General features: G+C 45.8%; 3 protein-coding genes. 2 read left to right on the top strand and 1 reads right to left on the bottom strand.

Translation table 11 applies throughout. The annotated features are described in order from the left end of the window. Together M4I36_RS16165 and M4I36_RS16160 are read left to right on the top strand one after the other, a co-directional pair. The coding region (locus M4I36_RS16165; protein ID WP_258112796.1) for a hypothetical protein at positions 1 to 195 on the top strand (195 nt) is incomplete at its 5' end. Positions 196 to 264: 69 nt separating this feature from the next. Then, complete coding sequence (locus M4I36_RS16160) at positions 265 to 882, top strand: hypothetical protein (protein ID WP_258112795.1); 618 nt, start codon at positions 265 to 267, stop codon at positions 880 to 882. A 51-nt stretch (positions 883 to 933) separates the two neighbouring features. On the opposite strand, the gene M4I36_RS16950 is transcribed toward M4I36_RS16160, so the two are convergent. Then, positions 934 to 1,704, bottom strand: a complete 771-nt coding sequence (locus M4I36_RS16950; RefSeq protein WP_374986520.1) for a glucosaminidase domain-containing protein — start codon at positions 1,702 to 1,704, stop codon at positions 934 to 936. Positions 1,705 to 1,707: the final 3 nt, after the last annotated feature.

Raw genomic sequence — 1,707 nt, 5'->3', positions numbered from 1 at the left:
GATAGGAGGTCTCCGCGCATGACCGTTCACGAAGGTAACGTGATTGCAGCACTACACAGCCTGCTCCCAAAGCACCGGACGGCTGCTGCGGCCTACCGGGCCAAGCGAGAACGCGTTCCGGAACCAGCTTGGGATGAGCCGATGCTGGCACCGTTGGACTGGGAGCGGTCTGCGAGATCTGTCATATTCCCATAAACTGATATATTTGAGGGGGTGGACGGATGATTGGAAACCGCATACAATAACCTACGAGGAGTGGTGACGATGCAAAAACGACTTTGGGGAGTTAGCGCAGCTGCTCTGGCGTTGACGTGCTTGACCGTGACGGGATGTGGGACTGGTGGTGGAGTCAGTTCAGGCTCGGCTCATGCGAGTAATTTAACGAATGGCGTAATGACGACGAAAACTACAAATACAGAGAATGCCCAAAATAAAACAAATTCATCAACGTCATTAAATAGCTCTGCTGAAACTAACTCGACAAAGACAATTACCTCTAATGAAACACAGAGCACACCAAAAACAAACAAGGAACAGAGTGTCTATTTATTTAGTCAATCGATGTTGAAAGTTATTTATGCTGTTCAATACCTGAAACAGGTAGGTCCAGTTTTTGCTCCTAATTCAATTTCAGATGATGTAAAAAAATATGCCCCCAAGGTCTCTTCCGTAATGTTACAATACGCTCCAAAAAGCGAACGGCATTTAGATACAGAGCTTATACAAAACATTGAACAATCGGTTCAAGGGAAGGCAATGAAGCTAGTTTCTAATCTGCCTGGCTACACATTAAAGACATATGGGACTCCTACTGGTGGAGGAAAGTATTGGTGGCCTTCGCAAATAGAGTGGCCCCAATGGGAGAATCCTATAAAATATTAATCAATCAGCAAGCTCTTTTAAAAATACAAAGAGCTTGCTGATTGATTAATATTAGGTCACACAGTTATACGGAGATAAGCAACTTGTTGTAATTGTCTCATATAGACTACAACCAACATAACCGCATCCATTACACCCATCGCAGTCATCATTTGAAACGACAGGAGCACACACACTGTAATCCTGCCCATTTCCGGAAGCTGTAGAACTTATATAACAATTGTTGTCTACTGCTTCCCCGTTACAGGAAACACCGTTATATCGACCTGTTGCATAAATATCGCTTGAGTATCCAGAAGCAGGCTCACAACCTGCTCCCAGAGCCTTTGCTGCTTCTTCAAGGCCGTAATTGTCATATGCCCATTTCACAAATGCGTATTTATTGTTCATAGCTGAAATGTAGGCATCGACACCATCGGCCAGTGTTGAGAATGATGAGACCCCGCAACCTCCACATGTAGTACACGTTGGTTGGCCTGACACGACAAGATTGCCCGGATTGTTACAGCTCGGTAACCCTGCTGATGTTCCCCAAGCTGTCTCAAGCCCCCAATGTCCAAGTATAAAACTCACAGGCAAACCCGTTTGACTGGATGCAGTTTCTGCAGAACCGAGGTAGTTATTGATAAATGTTTGCTGATTGCTACTGCATGACGTTGGCGAACTGGATGGGAAGGAGCAACTACCTGAACTAGACGAACACGGGCACGGGACGTTAGGATTAAAGGAACCTTCGCAAGTCAAGGTAGGTTCTTCAACGGTCGGAGGATTTGAGAAATCAGTCGGGTATTCGCCGTTGAGTGCGTAGTATGCGTAGGCCATGGA

It is taken from the genome of Alicyclobacillus sp. SP_1 (assembly GCF_024706985.1).
GTDB lineage: Bacteria > Bacillota > Bacilli > Alicyclobacillales > Alicyclobacillaceae > Alicyclobacillus_I.
The sequence above is the reverse complement of the archived record's forward strand: the minus strand, read 5'-3'. Positions and strand labels throughout refer to the sequence as shown.